General features: G+C 66.4%; 19 protein-coding genes. 12 read left to right on the forward strand and 7 right to left on the reverse strand.

What is annotated here, in order from left to right; all coding sequences use genetic code 11:
- Nucleotides 1-108: 108 nt before the first annotated feature.
- A complete protein-coding gene (locus ACYQ4T_RS16915) occupies nucleotides 109-2,034 on the forward strand; it encodes a sensor histidine kinase (RefSeq protein WP_459856481.1) in 1,926 nt (641 codons plus the stop codon).
- 7 nt (nucleotides 2,035-2,041) lie between these two features.
- On the opposite strand, the gene ACYQ4T_RS16920 is transcribed toward ACYQ4T_RS16915, so the two are convergent.
- Nucleotides 2,042-2,416, reverse strand: coding sequence for a GNAT family N-acetyltransferase (locus tag ACYQ4T_RS16920; protein ID WP_459858040.1), 375 nt, complete (start codon nucleotides 2,414-2,416; stop codon nucleotides 2,042-2,044).
- Between the two features lie 27 nt (nucleotides 2,417-2,443).
- Here ACYQ4T_RS16920 and modA point away from each other — a divergent pair, with 27 nt between their 5' ends.
- Entirely contained in the window at nucleotides 2,444-3,208 is a 765-nt protein-coding gene (modA, locus tag ACYQ4T_RS16925; RefSeq protein WP_459856483.1) for a molybdate ABC transporter substrate-binding protein, read from the forward strand.
- Between the two features lie 120 nt (nucleotides 3,209-3,328).
- Here the strand turns inward: modA and ACYQ4T_RS16930 are convergent, their stop codons facing one another.
- Both ACYQ4T_RS16930 and ACYQ4T_RS16935 read right to left on the reverse strand, forming a co-directional pair.
- Entirely contained in the window at nucleotides 3,329-3,664 is a 336-nt protein-coding gene (locus ACYQ4T_RS16930; protein WP_459856486.1) for a winged helix-turn-helix domain-containing protein, read from the reverse strand.
- A 21-nt stretch (nucleotides 3,665-3,685) separates the two neighbouring features.
- Nucleotides 3,686-4,621 (reverse strand): AEC family transporter, encoded by a 936-nt coding sequence (locus ACYQ4T_RS16935; RefSeq protein WP_459856489.1) that lies wholly within the window; start codon nucleotides 4,619-4,621, stop codon nucleotides 3,686-3,688.
- 140 nt (nucleotides 4,622-4,761) lie between these two features.
- Here ACYQ4T_RS16935 and ACYQ4T_RS16940 point away from each other — a divergent pair, with 140 nt between their 5' ends.
- The 5 genes from ACYQ4T_RS16940 to ACYQ4T_RS16960 all read left to right on the forward strand — a co-directional run bounded on the left by ACYQ4T_RS16940 (nucleotide 4,762) and on the right by ACYQ4T_RS16960 (nucleotide 8,980).
- Nucleotides 4,762-5,169, forward strand: a complete 408-nt coding sequence (locus tag ACYQ4T_RS16940; protein ID WP_459856491.1) for a tellurite resistance TerB family protein — start codon at nucleotides 4,762-4,764, stop codon at nucleotides 5,167-5,169.
- Nucleotides 5,170-5,257: 88 nt separating this feature from the next.
- Entirely contained in the window at nucleotides 5,258-6,586 is a 1,329-nt protein-coding gene (locus ACYQ4T_RS16945; RefSeq protein ID WP_459856494.1) for a tetratricopeptide repeat protein, read from the forward strand.
- 12 nt (nucleotides 6,587-6,598) lie between these two features.
- On the forward strand, nucleotides 6,599-7,435 hold the full coding sequence (locus ACYQ4T_RS16950) for a FecR family protein (protein WP_459856496.1): 837 nt from the start codon (nucleotides 6,599-6,601) through the stop codon (nucleotides 7,433-7,435).
- Nucleotides 7,436-7,461: 26 nt separating this feature from the next.
- The gene (locus ACYQ4T_RS16955) at nucleotides 7,462-8,469 is read left to right on the forward strand and encodes a glycosyltransferase family 4 protein (protein WP_459856499.1); all 1,008 of its coding nucleotides are present in this window, start codon (nucleotides 7,462-7,464) and stop codon (nucleotides 8,467-8,469) included.
- Between the two features lie 121 nt (nucleotides 8,470-8,590).
- Nucleotides 8,591-8,980: a DoxX family protein gene (locus ACYQ4T_RS16960; protein ID WP_459856502.1), complete on the forward strand. Its 390-nt coding sequence runs from the start codon at nucleotides 8,591-8,593 to the stop codon at nucleotides 8,978-8,980.
- A gap of 179 nt (nucleotides 8,981-9,159) precedes the next feature.
- On the opposite strand, the gene typA is transcribed toward ACYQ4T_RS16960, so the two are convergent.
- Entirely contained in the window at nucleotides 9,160-10,989 is a 1,830-nt protein-coding gene (gene typA / locus ACYQ4T_RS16965; RefSeq protein WP_459856505.1) for a translational GTPase TypA, read from the reverse strand.
- 148 nt (nucleotides 10,990-11,137) lie between these two features.
- Nucleotides 11,138-12,127, reverse strand: a complete 990-nt coding sequence (locus ACYQ4T_RS16970) for an adenosine kinase (RefSeq protein ID WP_459856508.1) — start codon at nucleotides 12,125-12,127, stop codon at nucleotides 11,138-11,140.
- Between the two features lie 199 nt (nucleotides 12,128-12,326).
- Here ACYQ4T_RS16970 and ACYQ4T_RS16975 point away from each other — a divergent pair, with 199 nt between their 5' ends.
- The 3 genes from ACYQ4T_RS16975 (at nucleotide 12,327) to ACYQ4T_RS16985 (ending at nucleotide 14,358) form a co-directional block, all read left to right on the forward strand.
- Nucleotides 12,327-13,034, forward strand: coding sequence for an EI24 domain-containing protein (locus ACYQ4T_RS16975; RefSeq protein ID WP_459856511.1), 708 nt, complete (start codon nucleotides 12,327-12,329; stop codon nucleotides 13,032-13,034).
- A gap of 21 nt (nucleotides 13,035-13,055) precedes the next feature.
- Entirely contained in the window at nucleotides 13,056-13,649 is a 594-nt protein-coding gene (locus ACYQ4T_RS16980) for a bactofilin family protein (RefSeq protein ID WP_459856514.1), read from the forward strand.
- 145 nt (nucleotides 13,650-13,794) lie between these two features.
- Nucleotides 13,795-14,358 carry a hypothetical protein gene (locus tag ACYQ4T_RS16985; protein ID WP_459856517.1) on the forward strand — a complete coding sequence of 188 codons (564 nt, stop codon included), beginning with the start codon at nucleotides 13,795-13,797 and terminating at the stop codon, nucleotides 14,356-14,358.
- A 21-nt stretch (nucleotides 14,359-14,379) separates the two neighbouring features.
- Here ACYQ4T_RS16985 and nth read toward each other — a convergent pair whose 3' ends face one another.
- Nucleotides 14,380-15,024, reverse strand: coding sequence for an endonuclease III (gene nth, locus ACYQ4T_RS16990; protein WP_459856520.1), 645 nt, complete (start codon nucleotides 15,022-15,024; stop codon nucleotides 14,380-14,382).
- Between the two features lie 58 nt (nucleotides 15,025-15,082).
- Between nth and ACYQ4T_RS16995 the strand changes: the two genes are divergently transcribed.
- Together ACYQ4T_RS16995 and ACYQ4T_RS17000 are read left to right on the forward strand one after the other, a co-directional pair.
- Nucleotides 15,083-15,586, forward strand: coding sequence for a DUF2244 domain-containing protein (locus tag ACYQ4T_RS16995; RefSeq protein WP_459856522.1), 504 nt, complete (start codon nucleotides 15,083-15,085; stop codon nucleotides 15,584-15,586).
- A 6-nt stretch (nucleotides 15,587-15,592) separates the two neighbouring features.
- Complete coding sequence (locus ACYQ4T_RS17000) at nucleotides 15,593-16,537, forward strand: DMT family transporter (RefSeq protein WP_459856524.1); 945 nt, start codon at nucleotides 15,593-15,595, stop codon at nucleotides 16,535-16,537.
- Here ACYQ4T_RS17000 and dapB read toward each other — a convergent pair.
- Nucleotides 16,494-17,330 (reverse strand): 4-hydroxy-tetrahydrodipicolinate reductase, encoded by an 837-nt coding sequence (gene dapB / locus ACYQ4T_RS17005; RefSeq protein ID WP_459858043.1) that lies wholly within the window; start codon nucleotides 17,328-17,330, stop codon nucleotides 16,494-16,496. The two genes, ACYQ4T_RS17000 and dapB, sit on opposite strands and share 44 nt — an antisense overlap.
- Between the last annotated feature and the right edge of the window lie 227 nt (nucleotides 17,331-17,557).

Genomic DNA, 17,557 nt, shown 5'->3' on the forward strand with positions numbered 1-17,557 from the left:
CGCACCGGGGTTAAGTGGAATTTAAGCGGCGCGGGGTCATGTATGCGTCATGAATCGCGCCTGCACACGCGCCTGCTCCAGATCAATTGATCCAGGGCATTCCATCTGATGAGAACCCGTCTGCCCCGCTTCCTGCGCCGGGCCCGTGGACAGGCGCTGGCCTACGTCGCGTATGCCGCGGTGATGGCGGCGGCTGGCTGCGGCCTTTGGGCAATCGGCGAGCGCGAATACCAGGCGCGGCTCGACCAGCTGCACCACCAGCTCGGCGATGTCGCCGAGAATGTGTCGAGCCTGGTGAACACCTCGGTCGGCCATGTCGATCTCATGCGCCGCCAGGCCGAGGCGCTGCTCGAGGAGCCGGCGCCCACCTTCGGCGCGCGCCGCGCCTTCGCCGGCCTCGCGCCTTCGGAGTCGTTCTCAGGCTATGCGCTGGATCGCCCGCCGCCGAACTCGAGTCCGGACCAGCTGGTCAACCTGACCGGCTCGGGTGAAATCCCGCCGATCCAAAGCGGGGCCGGCCGCGAAATGCTGATGGCCCTGTCGCTGGGCGCGGTGCTCCAGGCGACTCATGCCCAGATCCCCGACGCCGCCTGGATCTACTACACCTCGGCCAACCGGTTCATAGTCATGGCGCCCTGGGTACCGTCGCGCGACTTCCATTGGCAGGAAGCGCTGCTCGGCTACGATTTCTTCAAGGGGGGCACGCCGACGCCCAACCCGGATCGCGCCACGTACTGGACCGATGTCTATGTCGATGCCGCCGGCAAGGGTCTAATGGCGACCGTCGGCCGGCCGGTCTATGACAAATCCAACCGCTTTCGCGGGACGATCAATCTCGATCTCACTCTGGCGACCTTCGGCCGCTATCTGACGCAAACCGATTTCGGCCATGGCCGCGTGCTGCTGGTCAACGCGCAGAATCACCTGATCGCCGATTCCGCCGGTCTTCCCAAGGAATCCCTGGTCGATCTGGCCGCCGCCCTGCCGCTGTCGCCCGCACTGGACGCAACGGAGCTCTCGCTTCTCGATCATCCCGATGTCTTTCATCAGCACGGCGGATGGGCGGTCTATGTGAATCCGGTCGAGGGTGCGCCTTGGCGCTTCCTCATGCTGATCGATCGCCAGGCGCTGACTCTCCAGGTGCTCCGCTCGCTTTGGCTCGGCTTTGTCGGCCTCGGCCTCCTGGCCCTGGCGATCGTCGCCGTCGAGCAGCGCCGTCGCGCAAGCGTGGCGCTGGCCGAGAACGTGTCGACCTTGCAGCGCATGACTCTGACGCTCGCATCCGCGCGCGACGAGGCGCAGCAGGCCAACAACGCCAAGTCGATGCTGCTCGCCAATGTCAGCCATGAGCTGCGCACGCCGCTGAACGCAATCATCGGCTTCTCGGACCTGATGCAGCACCAGATCTACGGCCCGCTCGGCCATGCGCGCTACGACGAATATGCCGCCGATATCCAGCGCAGCGGCCAGCTCCTGCTCAGCCTGATCAACGACCTCCTGGACGTCACCAAGCTCGAGGCCGGTCGCTATGAGCTGATCGAAAGCGACTGCGACCTCGCCGCCGTCACGAGGGAGGCGGTCGGCCTGGTGAAGATCCAGGCGGAGCGCGGCGGCGTCACCTTGACTACTGCGATCGACGAGAATCTGCCGCGGGTCTTCGCCGACGAGCGCGCCCTGCGCCAGGTCATCCTCAATCTGCTCTCCAACGCGGTGAAGTTCACGCCGAGCGGCGGCTCGGTCCGCATCTCCTGCGCGCTCAACGTCGACGGCGGCCCGACCATCATCGTCCGGGATACCGGCCGCGGCATCCCGCATGACGAGATGCAGAACCTGTTCCAGCCCTTCGCCCGCACCGCGGATGCGAAACGCGCCAGCACGCCGGGGACGGGCCTGGGGCTCGCGATCGTGAAGTCCCTGGTCGAGCTGCACCAGGGCGCGATTGCGCTCGAAAGCCGCGTCGGCTTCGGCACCACCGTGACGGTGACTCTTCCGGCTGCGCGCATCATCGCAAACGCCACCCGCGGCGCCGCCTGAGGGAAGCCTAGGCGATCAGGTCGCCGAACTCCTTGTGTTTGGCGAGATAGCCGGCGACGAAGTCGCATTTCGCCACCACCTTCAGTCCCCGCGCCCGCACCTGCTCCAGCGCGCCCTTGATCAGCCGCGAGCCGACGCCCTGGCCGCCCAAGGCCGGCGGCACTTCGGTATGGGTGAAGGTGATGACCTTGCCGTCGAGCTTGTATTCGGCCACCGCCAGGTGGCCCGCGACGGCGAGTTCGAAGCGGCTCTCGCCGGCGTTGTCTTCAACTGGTTCCGTCATGAAGTCCTCCGTTCTCCGCCCGATATAGGCGATGAACCGGGCGCGATCCAGCTGCTCTTGCGGCGATATATCCAGCCAGATATATTCTTCACGATATATCCGTTCAGATACATCGAGAGAGGTTCCATGCGGCGGTTTATTGGCGTGCTCGTTTCACTCGGCTTGCTGCTGGGCCTGCCCTGCGCGGCCCATGCGGCGGAAGTGACCGTGCTGGCGGCGGCCAGCCTGACCGACGCGCTCGGCCGGATCGATGCCGACTTCGAGAAATCCAGCGGCCACAAGGTGAAGGCGGCGTTCGGCGGCTCCTCGGCACTCGCGAAGCAGCTTGAGAAAGGCGCCCCGGCCGACCTCTTTATCTCCGCCGACGTGCCTTGGATGGACTACGTCGCCAAGGCCAACCTGATCGATGCCGGCAGCCGCAGCAACCTCCTTGGCAATCATCTCGTCCTGGTCGGTCCGGCCAGCGCCACCGAGACCGTCGCCATCGACGCGACCTACGACCTCGCCGCCGCGCTCAAGGGCGGCAGGCTCTCGGTCGCCGACACCAGCGCCGTTCCCGCCGGCAAATACGCGAAAGCCTCGCTGGAGAAGCTGGGGCTGTGGTCGAAGGTCGAGGGCAGCCTGGCGCAGGGCGAGAACGTGCGTGCGGCGCTGGCCCTGGTCGAGCGTGGCGAGGCGCCGCTCGGCATCGTCTACCAGACCGATGCGATGGCCGCGAAGGTGAAGGTGCTCGGCACCTTCACCGACGACAGCCACCCGCCGATCATCTACCCGGTGGCGCTGACCGTGCAGGGCGCGCGGTCCGATGCGGCGAAAGCCTATCTCGCCTACCTGAAGAGCGACGCCGCGAAGGCGGTGTTCGAGCAGGCAGGGTTTGTGATTCTGAAGTGAAACGAATCCTCTGGGCTTGACTCGGGGGTCTCGCGCCGGGTTCGCACCGGATACCGATGCGCGGGTCCCCATCCGCGAATGCGGACATTCGTCCGCGGGGCCCGGGCATGACGTTCAGGGTTACTTCCGTCCCCGCTTGAACAGCTTGCGCTCCTTCTCCAGCGCCGCTTCCGCCGCGACCTCGATGCGGCGATAGGCCTCGAGCGTCGCGATGCCGTGCGGCGTGACGCGCGCGCCGCCGCCCTTGGCGCCGCCGTGCTGCGGCTCGACGAGCTGGGTCCCGAACATCCTGTTCAGCTCATCGGTCAGCAGCCAGGCGCGGCGATAGGACATGCCGAGCGCGCGCCCCGCGGCGCTGATCGAGCCGGTGTCGCGAATGAGCTCCAGCAGTCGGGCCTTGCCGGGACCGAAACGGCGGTCCTCGCCGAGATCGATGCGCAGGCTGATTTCCGCCATGAGGCTTCCCCAAACCAAAACTCAGCGCAGGCCGAGCAGATTGAACAGCAGCGACAGGGTCACGACCGAGACGAAGGTCGAGGCGATGATGACGCCGGTCGAGCGCTGGGTATAGACGCCATAGAGATTGCTGAGCACGAAGACCAGTGATCCGGTCGGCAGGGCGCAAAGCACCAGCAGCGAATCCGACCAGGTCTTCTCCAACGGAATGAGCGCCAGCATGCCCAGCGCCAGCAACGGATGGATCAGCAGCTTGAACGCCGTCAGCAGGGCGATCTCGGATCGATCGCCCTTGAAGCTCTTGCCCACCATGAAGAGCCCCATGGCGAAGAGTGCCGCCGGCGGCGCGGCGGATCCGAGGATGTTGCAGAACTGGGCGAGGAAGACCGGTACCGGCGCGCCCAGGCCCGACCAGAGGATGCCGAGCATGGCGGAGATCACCAGCGGCGACTTGATGACGCCTAGGCCGGCATCGGCGAAGACCTGGGCGCGGTGTGCCGCGTCGCTGCGGGTGTATTCGACCACCGCGATGTAGAACGGCATCACGATGGCGCCGTTGAGCACGGTGGAGATCACGGCGGGCAACTTCCCGGCCTCGCCGAAGGCGGTGAGCAGCAGCGGGATTCCCATATAGCCGGTGTTGGAGAAATTGGCCGCCATGTTCTGCAGGCCGACCTGGTCGCCCCGTCCGGGAAAGAGCCGCGCCGCCACCAGCCAGGTCAGCACCGCCAGCACCACCAGCGCGCCCAGATAGTCGAGGATGAACGGCAGGTTGAAGGTCTCGCTGAGGGGCGCCGTCGCCATGGCGCCGAAGAACAGGGCGGGCAGGGCGGCGTAATAGGTGAAGCCGTTCAGGGCCTGGGATGCCCCGTCGCCCAAAAGCCCCATCCGGCCGCAGAACCAGCCGGAAGCGATGATCGCGAAGACGGGCAGGACGACGTTGATGATGGCTTCCATGGAGCGCGACCATGGCAAAGCCCAACCTGCGCGTCTACCCGCAGAATCAGGGACTTAAGCGCGGCTTGTGCCCCCAGCTTGTAACCCTGGGGGCCGGTCGCTACAGTCCCGGCCAAAATCAGGATAGGACAGGATCTATTATGACGACCAAGCACCATGCAGCCCTCATCTACACCATGGTTTTGATGGCTGCGGCCGACCGCGACATGACCGACGCGGAAATGACCTCGATCGGCGACATGGTGGCGCATCTGCCGGTGTTCCGCGATTTCGACCGTTCGAAGATCGCCGCCACCGCCGCGGGCTGCGTCGATCTCCTGAACCAGGAAGACGGGCTGGACAAGGTCCTGGCCGAGATCAAGAAGGCGCTCCCGGAGAAGCTTCGCGAGACCGCCTATGCCCTGGCCTGCGACGTCGCCGCGGCCGACAGCAAGGTCAGCCAGGAAGAGGCCCGCCTCCTGGACCTCATCCGCTACGCGCTCCAGATCGGCAAACTGCCGGCCGCCGCCATCGAGCGCGGTGCCCGGGCCCGCCATCTCACCCTTTAAGGTTTCTTTAACCAGGGGATTTTCTGGCCCGGAGCAATAGGTTATTGTTCCGCCCCTGTCGCGCGGTCTGGTTTGGGGAAGCCGTCGAATGCCTGTCTCGAGTTTTCGCGCCATCGCGATGGCAGCGGTCGCCATGGCGGCGCTCCCGGCCCTCTGCGAACCGGCGCAAGCCCAGAGTGCCAGCGACCGGGCCTTCCAGGCCGTGCTCGAGGATCCCGGCAATCTCGAGAAGAACGTCACCTATGCCAAGGCCCTGATCGACGAAGGCGACATCGAGGGCGCGATCGCGGTCTTGGAGCGGCTGGTCCTGCTCTATCCCGACCGGGCCGAGCTCCACGTCACCCTGGGCCAGCTCTACCAGCGGATCGGTAGCGACGCCGCGGCGGCGCAGTCCTATGAGGCGGCGCTCGCCGCCTCGAACACCACGCCCCAAGTGAAGGCCCAGGCCGAAGCCCTGCGCGCGGAGTCGCTCAGCAAGGCCTCGTCCAGCCATCTGACCGGCAGCCTCTTCGCCGGCATGCAGTACCAGACCAACGCCAATGCCGGGCCGCACCACGACCGGATCCTGGGCGACGGCGCCCTGGTCAACCGGCCGGACGAGGACGATCCCGAGGACGACTTCTCCGGCGTTATCGGCTTCAACTTGAACCACACCTGGGATTTCGGCCGCCAGGACGGGATGGCGCTGGAATCGCGGCTGGCCGGCTTCAGCCAGCTCTACGCCCAGAACACGGATCTCGACACCATCCGCGCCGCCGGCCAGGTGGGCCTAGGCTTCAACCCCTTCCCCGGCGACGGCGGATTCTTCCGCCTGCAGCCGCGGGCCAATTTCGAGGTGGTCTCGACCGACGGCGAATGGCTCGAGGGCGGCGGCGGTCCCGGCCTCGGCGCCACTTTCGTGTTCAACGACACGTTCAGCCTTGAACTGGGCTATGACGCGATCTACCGCAACTACGATCACGTCAAATCCCTCGGCAACACCGAGGATTACACCGGCTTCGAGCACCAGGGCATCGCCACCGTGACCTGGCTGGTCCGGCCGGGCACGACCTTGATCGGCAGCCTGGGCGGCCGCGCCGCCGGAACCGAGGAGGATTTCCTCGATTACAAGGGGCTGCAGGCCTCGGTCGGGGTCTACCAGACCTATAATTCGCCGCTCTCCTTCCTGCCCTATGACTGGCTGGCCGGCCTTTCCTTCGGCTATGAGACCCGCTGGTATGATTCTCCCGACCCCTCTGTCGATGACGATATCAGCCGGCAAGACGATATCTTCCAGTTCGACGCGGTGAACACGATTCCCTTGAGCGAGGACTGGAGCCTCACACAGCAATTGCAATACTTGCTCGACGATTCGAACCTTCGGAACTACAGCTACGACAACTTCACCGTGGCGATGTCCGCCCGGTGGAGATTTTAAGGAGCCCCGGCCATGATCAGACGAGAATGGTTGCTCGGCGTCGGCTTGATCTCCGGCGGGATTGGGGTTGGCTTGGCGCCCATTGCGCCCGCGATGGCGCAGAATGCGCCGACCATCGGCACCGTGGCTGCAGTCAAGCCCGACGCCTTCGGCGCGGCGCCCGGCGCCGCGGAGCAGACGCTCGCCATCGGCGCCGACCTGGTCGAGAATCAGAAGATCCGCACCAGCGCCGACGGCACCGCCAATGTCATCTTCGCCGATCGCTCGACCCTGACCGTCGGCAAGGGCTCGGAGGTGACGCTGGACAAATTCGTCTACGACCCGGCGACCGGCGACGGCGGCCTCGCGATCGATCTCGCGCAGGGTGCGCTCCGCTTCGTCGGCGGCAAGCTTTCCAAAGACGGCAATGTCCAGGTGAAGACCCCCACGGCCACTATGACCGTGCGCGGCGGCATCGCCCTGTTCCTGGTCCCGCCGGCCGGCAGCGGCGGGGACAGCTATGCGGTCTTCCTCTACGGCCAGGAGCTGAAGAACGAGGATACCGGCGAGAGCATCTACCGCCCGGGCTTCGCCTTCAGATTCCCCGCCGATGGCGGTCCACCCGTGCTGATCAAGCTCACCGACGAGGAGCTCGCCGCCATCCTGAAGAACTTCAACACCGAGAGCGGCTTCGCCGGCCGCTTTCCGGACCAGGACCTGGCGCTGCTGGAAAACAATCCCGACCTGATCCACGAGCTCCGCGCGCAGATCGAGGAACAGTCGCAGCCGAACAACCCGGCGCTGGAATCCCTGCGACAGTTCATGGCGACGGTCGCGTCGCCGGACGTCGTCGACCCCTTCGGCAGCTGATCGGCGCAAATCTCTGGCGGCCGGCGATGCGCATCCTCTTCGCCAACCCGCACCCCTATCTGCCCGACAGCACCAGCGGGCGGGAGACCAGCACTCATTCCCTGGCCCTGCGCTGGCGGCAGAGCGGCATCGACGTCGCCGTCTTCTGCGAGCGCAAGGGCGCTGCTTTTGCCCGCGACGATGCGCTCGGCTATCCGGTCTACCGCGCCTCGGACACGGCCGCGTCTTTCGCCGCGGTGCTCGCCGCCTTCAAGCCCACGACCGCGATCTATCCCTTCAGCCCCTTGAGCCTGCCCCTGGTGGCGCAAGGGCTGCAATCCGGAGTCAAGGCGGCGCTCCACGTCAGCAATGTCGAGGCATCCGATCTCGGCGCCAGCCCGCTGGCGCGCCCGGACCTGATGCTGATCGCCAATTCCGATTTCACCGCGCGGCGGGTCGAGACGTTGCTCGGTGTGCGGCCGCCGGTCATGCCGCCGGTGATCGAGCCCGATCGCTATCGCGTGGCGCAGGCGGGCGACTCGGTTCTGCTGGTCAACCCGAGCTTGCGCAAGGGCGTCGAGCTGTTCTTCCGCCTGGCGGCGGCGCGGCCCGACATCCCCTTCCTCGCGGTCGAAAGCTGGAACATCCACGACACCTGGCGCACCGTGCTGATGAACCGCGCCCGCAACCTGGACAACGTGGCACTCTGGCCGCCGGTCGAGGACATGCGCGAGGCCTATGCCAAGGCCCGTCTCATCCTGATGCCGAGCATCCATGAGGAGACCTTCGGCCGCGTGGTGGCCGAGGCGCAGCTCTCTGGCATCCCCGCGCTCGTCTCCGACCGCGGGGCGCTGCCCGAGACCCTGGGCGGCGGCGGCATCGCCGTCCCGCTCGATGCCGGCTTCGACGCCTGGCGCGAGGCCTTCAACCGGCTCTGGGGCGACGCGTCCCTCTATCGGCAATGCGCGACAGCCGCGCACGCCGAGTCGACGGCGGAAGAACGCGCGCCCGACCGCATCGCCGCCCGCTTCCTCGACCTGCTCCGTCGTTTCTGAATCGAAGACAGTCCGTCCGCCGCGGCGACTCTCGCCCGCGAATCGGGACCTCTGCTATGTTCAGCTCGGACTGTCGGGGGAGTCGACCGTCCATCGAACCCTTGTTGATGGAGGAGACCTCATGTCGGAATCCCTGCGCTTCGCGCCTCTGCTCGGGCGCATCCTGATCGCGGTCGGCTTGTTCATCCCGGCCGGCTTCGCCAAGATCACCGGCTTCCAGGGCTCGGTGGAATACGCCGCATCGGCCGGCATGCCGCTCCCGGCTCTGGCGATCGCCGCCGCGATCGCGATCGAGTTCGGCGGCGGCTTGCTGCTGCTGGTCGGCTACAAGACGCGCTGGGTCGCCGCCGCCATGGCCCTGTTCTCGGTGGTTGCCGCGGTCTTCTTCCACCGCGACTTCGCGGACATGGGCCAGATGATCAACTTCCAGAAAAACCTCGCCATCGCGGGCGGCCTGCTCGTCTTCGTCTATTTCGGCGCCGGCCCGCTGAGCCTGGACAATAGGAAGTAAGCGCGGAAGGACCCGTCGCCCCCTCACCCCGACCCTCTCCCGCAAGGGGAGAGGGAGGTTTTATCCGCGCTCCGCGCGTAAGGTATTGATGCCGTCTGCGGTGGCCGCGAACAAGAATCCCCTCTCCCCTTGCGGGAGAGGGCAGGGGTGAGGGGTCGCTCGGTCCACCCGCTAAGCGCTTAAACCGCCTCGGCTTCCGCCGCGCGTTCCGCCTTCTTGCGGTCGTGCGGGGAGAGCAGTGCCTTGCGCAAGCGCACCGACTTCGGCGTCACCTCGACCAGCTCGTCGTCCTGGATATAGGCCAGCGCCTGTTCGAGGCTCATCTGCCGCGGCGGCGTCAGGCGGATGGCTTCGTCCTTCGACGTGGTGCGGATGTTGGTCAGCTGCTTGGAGCGCAGCGGGTTCACTTCGAGATCGTTGCTGCGGGTGTGCTCGCCGATGATCATGCCCTCATAGACGGCTTCGCCTGGGTTGATGAACATCTGCCCGCGCTCCTCAAGATACCACAGCGCGTAAGCCACCGACGCGCCGTCGCTGTTGGAGATCAGCACGCCGTTGCGCCGGCCCTCGATCGGGCCCTTGTATGGACCGTAGGCGTGGAACAGCCGGCTCATGACGCCGGTACCACGGGTGTCGGTCAGGAACTCGCCGTGATAGCCGATCATGCCGCGCGACGGCACGTGCAGGACCAAGCGCGTCTTGGCGCCGCCCGACGGCTTCATCTCGACGAGCTCGCCGCGGCGCTGGCCGAGCTTGTCGATGACCACGCCGGAGAAGCCTTCATCGACGTCGATCACCACTTCCTCGATCGGCTCCTCGCGCTCGCCGGTCTCGGCATTGGTGCGATAGAGGACTCGCGGCCGGCTGATCGAAAGCTCGAAACCCTCGCGGCGCATGGTCTCGATCAGCACGCCCAGCTGCAACTCGCCGCGGCCCGCCACCTCGAACGCGTCCTTGTCGCCGGTCTCGGTGATGCGGAAGGCCACGTTGCCCTCGGATTCGCGCATCAGGCGCGCCCGGATCATGCGGCTCGTCACCTTGTCGCCCTCGCGCCCCGCCAGCGGCGAGTTGTTGACCGAGAAGGTCATGGCGAGGGTCGGCGGATCGACCGGCTGCGCATGCAGCGGGTTCTCCATCTGCGGATCGCAGATCGTGTCGGCGACGGTGGTATCGGTCAGGCCCGCGATCGCGATGATGTCGCCGGCCTCGGCGCTCTCGACCGGCACGCGCTCGATGCCGCGGAAGGCCAGGAGCTTGGTCAGGCGCCCGGATTCGATCTGCGTCCCGTCGGGCCGCATCGACTTCACCGCCATGTTGATCTGGGCCTTGCCGCTCTCGATCCGCCCGGTCAGCACGCGGCCGAGATAGTTGTCGTATTCGAGGGTGGTCGCCAGCATCGCGAAGGGGCCGTCGGCATCGACGGTCGGCGCCGGCACGTGCCTCACGACCAGGTCGAACAGCGGCGAGAGATCGACGCGCTCGGCCTCCAGGCTTTCCGCCGCCCAGCCCTGCTTCGACGAGGCGAACAGGGTCGGGAAGTCGAGCTGCTGGTCGTTGGCATCGAGCGCCGCGAACAGGTCGAACACCGCGTCATGCACCACATGCGGCTCGGCATCCGGCCGGTCGCATTTGTTGATCATGACGATGGGCTTGAGGCCGCGCTTCAGCGCCTTGCCGGTCACGAACTTGGTCTGCGGCAGCGGGCCTTCGGCCGCGTCCACCAGCACGACGACGCCGTCCACCATGGAGAGGATGCGCTCGACCTCGCCGCCGAAATCGGCGTGGCCCGGCGTATCGACGATATTGATGCGGACGTCCTTCCACTGCACCGAGGTGCACTTGGCGAGAATGGTGATCCCGCGCTCGCGCTCGAGATCGTTGGAGTCCATGACCCGCTCCATCACCTGCTGGTTGGCGCGGAACGAGCCCGACTGCTTCAGGAGCTGATCGACCAGCGTGGTCTTGCCGTGGTCGACATGGGCGATGATGGCGATGTTGCGAAGCTGCATAACTACAAACTCATCTATTCAGGCCCCCCGCAAGGAGCCGCATATTTCGGTTTCATTTCGTGTCGTCACGGTCCGCCTTGGCGGAGGATGACGAGAACTAAAGGTCTGGAGGCTCGGACCTTACCGGCGGCATTCTACCAACCTTCCGTTACACGCTCTGCAGCAGCAGTTCGGAAAGCGGCGTTTCCGGCCGCGCGCCGTAATGGCTGATCACTTCGCCGGCCGCGAGACTGCCGATGCGGCCGCAATCGGCGTGGTTGCGTCCCTGGGTATAGCCGTAGAGGAATCCGGCGGCGAACAGGTCCCCGGCCCCGGTCAGATCGACGATGCGCGGGACCGGCCAGGCCGGCACTTCCACGACGGTCTCGGGGGTCACGATCAGCGAGCCCTTTTCGCTGCGGGTCAGGGCGGCGAGATCGCAGGCGCCGCGGGTGATCTGCACCGCCTCTTCGTAATTCTCGGTCTCCCAGAGCGCTTTGATCTCGCCCTCATTGGCGAACAGGATGTCGACGTGGTCCCGCACCAGGTCCTGGAATTCCTTGAGATAGCGGATGACGCAGAAGGAATCCGAGAGCGTCAGCGCGATCTGCCGCCCCGCTTGGTGGGCGAGGTCGGCGGCTTTCAGGAAAGCCTGCTTGGCCAGCGGCGGATCCCAGAGATAGCCTTCGAGATAGGTGACCTTCGCGTGCTGGATCACCGCCGGATCGACGTCGTCGGGGGTGAGCTCGACGCAGGCGCCGAGATAGGTATTCATTGTGCGTTCGGCATCCGGCGTCACGAAGATCATGCTGCGCGCGGTCGGCGTGTTGGTCTTCACGCTGGGCGTTTCGAAATGCACGCCGGCGGCGCGGATGTCGTGGCGGAAGATGCCGCCCAGCTGGTCGTTGCCGACCTTGCCGATATAGGCGCCCTTGCCGCCGAGGCTGGCGAGGCCGGCAATGGTGTTGGCCGCGGCGCCGCCGGAGACTTCGACGGCCGGACCCATCGCGTCATAGAGCTCGCCCGAGCGCTGCGGGTCGACCAGCATCATGGCGCCCTTGGTCAGGCTCATGCGGGTCAGGAACTCTTCCTCGCAATGGGAGAAGACATCGACAATCGCATTGCCGATGCCGCAAACGTCAAAATGCTTGTCCGGCATCACTCATTCCTGGGGCGTCCGCCTTGCGGGCATGCTGCGGGCGCGAAAACGCGCGCAGTATAGGGATCGGCGCGCCCGGCACAAGCCGCGAAGCCCACAATCCGCACACCCCGAGTCGACGCCATGTCCGGCCATTGCGGGGCCGCCGCCGACGGCTTAAATCTCTGCTGCACAACGTTGAGTCAGCGGGGGAAATTTCTTGTTCGCAGCAGTCTCCAAGGCGCTCGGCCAGCTCGGCGATCCCCGGATTCAGAAGCTGATCGGACTCTCGATCGCGCTCACCGTCGCGGTCTTCGCCGCGGTGGCGCTTCTCGCCTGGTATCTGATCGGCTGGCTGTCCGGTTTGAGCGGCTGGTGGGGCGACATCGCCCAGGCCGGCGGGGTGCTCGCAACGCTTGTGATCGCCTGGTTCACTTTTCCGGCGCTCGCCGCCGCGATCAGCGCGGTCTTCGCCGACCGGGTGATCGATGCGGTCGAGGCGCGGCATTATCCGGGCCGTCCTGCGCCGCTCGAGGTTCCGCTCTGGTCGGTGATCCTCGACGGCCTGAAACTGGCGGCGTTATCTTTAGTTGTAAATATCCTGGCGTTGCCCTTCCTGATCTTCCCGCCGCTCTATGCCGCGATCGTCTATGGCGTCAACGGCTGGCTGCTTGGGCGCGAATATTACGAAATGCCGGCCTTCCGGCGGCTGCAGCGGCCGGTCGCCAAGCAGCTCTATCGCGCCCATCGCGGCCAATTCACGCTCGGGGGAGTGTTGATTGCTTTCATTTCAACAATTCCAATTGTGAATTTAATTGCCCCCATCCTTGCCACTGCTTTTATGGTGCATCTTTTTGAATCCGTGGTAAAACTTGAGAGCGATCGGGCTGCTTCGGTGACCCGGCGTCCGCCTTCGGGGGCTAACTGAGTTAACGAGAAGGTAACCATAATGTTTGGTAAGAAAAGGGACGACGAAATCGCAGCCGAGCAGGCCAAGGATTCCGCGGAAGCGAATCCGCGCAACTATCAGCGGTCGGACGCCGCCGGTGCACAACCGGCCAGCCGGCCAGCGGTGAACCCGGAGATCGCCCGGCGCGGGCCGGATCTTTCGGTCTTTGGTCCCGGCCGCGGCGCGCAACCGGCGGCGGCGCAGGCCAAGCCGAGCTCGACCTCGGCGATGGAGCCCGAGCACAAGAAGCTGATCGTCGGTCGCGACATCTCGCTCAACGGCGAGATCCGCACTTGCGACACGCTGGTGGTCGAAGGGCGCGTCGAAGCGGTGCTGCAGGACTGCAAGAACATCGAGATCATGGGGCCCGGCGAGTTCAAGGGCGCTGCTGAAGTCGACGTTGCCGATATCAGCGGCCGCTTCGATGGGGATCTGACCGCGCGTCAGCGCCTGATCGTGCGTGCCGGCGGCAAGGTGCTGGGCAAGATCCGCTACGGCCAGCTCGAGATCGAGCGGGGCGGCGTGCTCTCCGGCGAGGTGGAAGTCCTCCCCGAAGCGCAGATCATGCAGGCGCCGACCGCGGCGGTCGGCTGACCAAGGGTCGATAAAACCACGGGAAACGCGGCCGCGGCGCCTTCATCGGGGCGGTGTCGCGGCCGGTTTCCGGATCGTCTCGGCGCCCAGACTGGGCGTTACTTGAAGTCCCGAGTTGGGGCCCGGCCGGAGCCGGGGGCGTTGCATGCTGGGGTTCGGGGGTAAGCTGTCGCTGGGCGCGGGCCGGATTCGGTTCGCGGACAGCAGACTCACCCCGGTGCTCATCCCGGCGATCGCCCTGCTCCTCGCCGCCTGTCAGGCGCCGCAGCATGTCCTTCGCCCGGCGAGCGTCGCCAACAAGCCCGCCACCGCCCAGGCGGAAACCACCAGGGCTGAAATCGCCCAACCGGCAACACCAGACCCGCTGCCGAAGCAGACGCCTCTGGCCGCAACCCAGGCGGTCGCGCATAGCGACGCGATCCTGACGACCGCCTTGCGGCTCTCCGGCGATCCCAAGGAGTTGCTCGGCCTCGACCATTCGTCGCTGCGCCGCGCGCTGGGTAAGCCGGCGCAGGTGCGCCACGAGCTGACCGCCCAGGTCTGGCAATACGTGACCGGCGATTGCGTGGTCGATCTCTATCTCTACGACGATGACACCGGCGCGCTCAAAGTCACCTATGTCGAAGCCCGCTCCCGCAGCGCCGAGCAGACCCCGACCGCGCGCTGCCTGAAGTCGCTGCTCGAACGCCCGACCGCCTCGGCGCAGTAGCGGCCGACACCGCCGTCGAGATCACGTCTCTACCGTGGTCTTCGCCTTGTACTGGCAGATGTCGCGGACCACGCAAACCGGGCAGTCGGGTTTCCGGGCCTTGCAGACGTAACGCCCGTGCAGGATCAGCCAGTGATGGGCGTGCAGCCGGTAGGGCCCCGGCACGCGCTTTTCCAGCATGAGCTCGACCGCCAGCGGGTCCTTGCCGGGGGCGAGGCCGGTGCGGTTGCCGACGCGGAAAATATGCGTGTCCACCGCCATGGTCTCCTGGCCGAAGGCGATGTTGAGCACGACATTCGCGGTCTTGCGGCCGACGCCGGGCAGCGATTGCAGGATTTCGCGATCGGCCGGCACCTGGCTGCCATGCTCCGCGATCAGCATCTCGGAAAGCCTGATCACGTTCTTCGCCTTGGTGTTGAAGAGGCCGATGGTCTTGATGAAGCCTTTCAGCTTCGCTTCGCCGAGCTTCACCATCTTCTCCGGCGTATCGGCGATCTTGAACAAGGGCTCGGTCGCCTTGTTGACCGAGGCATCGGTCGCCTGCGCCGAAAGCACCACTGCAACCAGCAAAGTATAGGGGTTGATGTATTCCAGCTCGCCGCGCGGGTTGGGCATCGCCTTCTGCAGACGCGCGAAGAATTCTTCGATCTGTGGTTTCTTCAGCATGACAGGTCTGTGGTGCGGCGGCTTGTCCCCCGATGGCCGCAGTCTATACTCCGCGCCCATGGAAGAGTCAGCGAAAGGGGCGCCGGAGGGGCACCCGGTCTTCGAGGCACTGCTCTATCCGCACCGATCGCTCGGGCGGAAAGGCTACGCGTTTCTGATCGCCGGCACCGCGGCGATCGTCTTTCTATACGGTCTGGTGTTTCTCGCCATCGGCGCCTGGCCGATCTTCGGCTTCCTGGGCGGCGAATGGCTGCTGTTCTGGTTCCTGTTCCGCCGGCACCACAGCGGCGACGATCGCGCCGAGCGGATCCGCCTCTACGCCGATCGTCTCGTCTTCGAACGCTACGACCGCCGCGGCGGCCACACCACGGAACAGCTGCAGCCCTACTGGCTGAATGTCATCCTCGAACGCGCCGAGGAGCCCGACAACACGCTCTATCTCCGCTCGCATGGCCGCTCGATCCAGGTCGGGGCCTTTCTCTCGGGCCAGGAGCGCCGCGAGCTCGCGGACGAGCTCCGCGCCGTCCTGGCCCGCCACCGGAGCAGTCCGGCGCCCGCCTGACGCAGCATGAGCCCGCCTTCAACCGCCGGCGAGATCCGGCATCCCGGCCTGGCCGATTACGGCCTGTTGATCCTGCTCTCGCTGCTCTGGGGCTCGTCCTTCCTGGCGATCAAGATCGCGGTCGAGCATGCGATGCCGCCGATGACCCTGGCGCTGCTGCGCATCGCCGTCGGCGCCGCCATGCTGCTCGCGATCGCCCGGGCGCGCGGCCAGGCATGGCCGTCCTTCGGCAGTCGCGGCCTCTGGCTGCGGATCCTGTTCCTGGGCGTGGTCGGCAACGCGCTGCCCTTCTTCCTGATCGGCCGGGGCGAGCAGAGCACGACGTCGCAGCTGGCCGGCATCCTGATGGCGGTGATCCCGCTCCTGGTGGTAATCCTGGCGCATTTCTTCACCCATGACGAACGCCTGCGGCTGCCCAAGCTGATCGGCGTGCTGCTCGGCTTCGCCGGCGTGGTCGTGCTGGTCGGAGTCGATGCCTTGCGCGGCCTGGGCGATCAGGTGGTCGGGCAGCTGCTGATCATCGGCGGCTGCTTGAGCTATTCGCTCTACGGCGTCACCGCGCGGCGCCTGCCGAAGCTGCCGGCGGAGATGCTGGTCGGCGTCATCCTGCTGGCGGGCCTGGTCGTGCTGCTGCCGGTCTGGCTGATCCATGACCGGCCCTGGGCGATCGACTGGCAATGGCAGGCGGTCGCGGCCGCGTCCTGGCTCGGCGTGATCTCGACCGGCTGCGGCAATCTGCTGTTCTACATCATCATGCGCCGGATCGGCGCCGGCTTCGCGTCGTTCAACAACTACCTGGTACCGGTTCTGGCCCTGGGCTACGGCTACCTGCTGCTCGGCGAGCAGCCGCATTTGAACGCGCTGGTGGCGCTGGCGCTGATCCTGGCGGGGCTGGCCTTGCCGAGGCTTATGCCGGACCGCCGGCCTGGGAAGACGACGAACCCAGGTTGAAGCCGAGCACGTCCTTCATGCTGTAGAGCCCGGCGCGCTTGCCCGCTGCCCAGAGCACCGCCTTGACTGCGCCGCGGCCGAAGATCTCGCGGCTCGAGGCTTTGTGCGTGACCTCGATCCGCTCGCCGTCGGCGGCGAAGATCACCGTGTGGTCGCCGACCACGTCGCCGCCGCGGATCGCCGCGAAGCCGATCTCGCCGCGGACCCGCGGTCCCACCTGGCCGTCGCGGCCGCGCTTCGCCACGCGCCGCAATTGCACGCCGCGGCCTTTGGCGGCGGCCTCGCCCAGCGAGAGCGCGGTGCCGGAGGGCGCATCGACCTTGTGCCGGTGATGCATCTCCACGACCTCGATATCCCAGTCGGTGTCGAGGATGCGCGAGATCTCCTCGACCACCTGCTCGATGAGATTGACGCCGAGGCTCATGTTCGAGGCGAGCACGATCGGCACCCGCTGTGCGGCGCGGCTGATCGCCGCCATCTGGTCGTTGTCGAGTCCGGTGGTGCCGATCACATGCGCGGTGCCGGTCTTGGCGGCGAGGGTCGCGTGCTGCGCGGTGGCCGAGGGGCTGGTGAAATCCACCACCACGTCGGCCTGCTCGAACAAGGGCTCCGGGTTGTCGCCGATGATGATGCCCAAGGGCTCGCCGCCGGCGAGCGCGCCGAGGTCGCGGCCGAGCACATGGGAGCCCCGGCGTTCGGTGCCGCCGACCACCAGCACGCCCGGCGCCGAGATCAGCAGCTTCAGGAGCATCTGCCCCATCCGCCCGGCACAGCCGGCGATCCCGACCCGAATGGCGCCATTGCTGCCGCGTTTCAGGGCGGGCGCCGCGGGCTTGGCCACGGGCTTTGCCGGGTTAGCCGTCGGCTTCTCCAGTTTCTTGTTCTTTTCCATAGTCTTAGATGCGGTCGGCTTGGCGGCGCTCGCCTTGCCCGGCTTCGCGGCGGCGACCTTCGAAGCCTTCGGTGGCGTGCTGCGGCGCAGTGATTTGATAGCCATGCAACCCCCTGATACCCGGGGCG

It is taken from the genome of Dongia sp. agr-C8, assembly GCF_054658695.1.